Source organism: Secundilactobacillus angelensis (genome assembly GCF_012641075.1).
Lineage (GTDB): Bacteria > Bacillota > Bacilli > Lactobacillales > Lactobacillaceae > Secundilactobacillus > Secundilactobacillus angelensis.
This window is the reverse complement of sequence record NZ_JAAXLJ010000072.1, coordinates 1-522: the sequence shown is the minus strand read 5'-3', so window position 1 is coordinate 522 and position 522 is coordinate 1. Positions and strand designations below refer to the sequence as shown.

The 522-nt window shown below is 46.2% G+C and carries 1 protein-coding gene; it reads right to left on the bottom strand.

What is annotated here, in order from left to right:
- On the bottom strand, nucleotides 1-522 hold a 522-nt coding region (locus HC026_RS12405), incomplete at both ends, for a hypothetical protein (protein ID WP_211089499.1).

The following is a 522-nucleotide window of genomic DNA, read 5'->3' as shown; positions in this document are numbered from 1 at the left end:
AATTGAAATCACTCTGTTGGTCACTAAAGTCACTCAGGTCATTACTCAAACTATTGCTGTCATTGCTCAAGGCATTCGACTTCGCGGTCGTTTGATCACTAGCCAACTTGTTTGAGTCACTCTTGTCATTGCTTTGATCATTGCTCAACTGCATACTGTCGCTGGTGTAAGCTTTGGTCTGATCGGAGGTTCCGTTGGAACCGAGATCACTGGAATCCTTAGCCGAATCGGAACTCAGCTTGCTGTTATCTGAAGTGAAGTCGCTCAGATCATTGCTGGTCTTAGCCAAATCACTCGACAACTTATCTGAAGTGGTGTTGCTATCACTCAAGTCCGAAGCCACGTTGCTTTGGTCGTTGGAGAACTGGTTGGAATCGCTGTTGACCTTCGTCTGATCACTGTTGATATTACTCTGGTCACTCTTCAAAGTATCCGACTTAGCAGCTGAGGCCGTAGTGACATCATCACTGTATTCACCCGAATCCTTCGTGTAATCACTCGCTGTTGCGCTCGTATCACTCT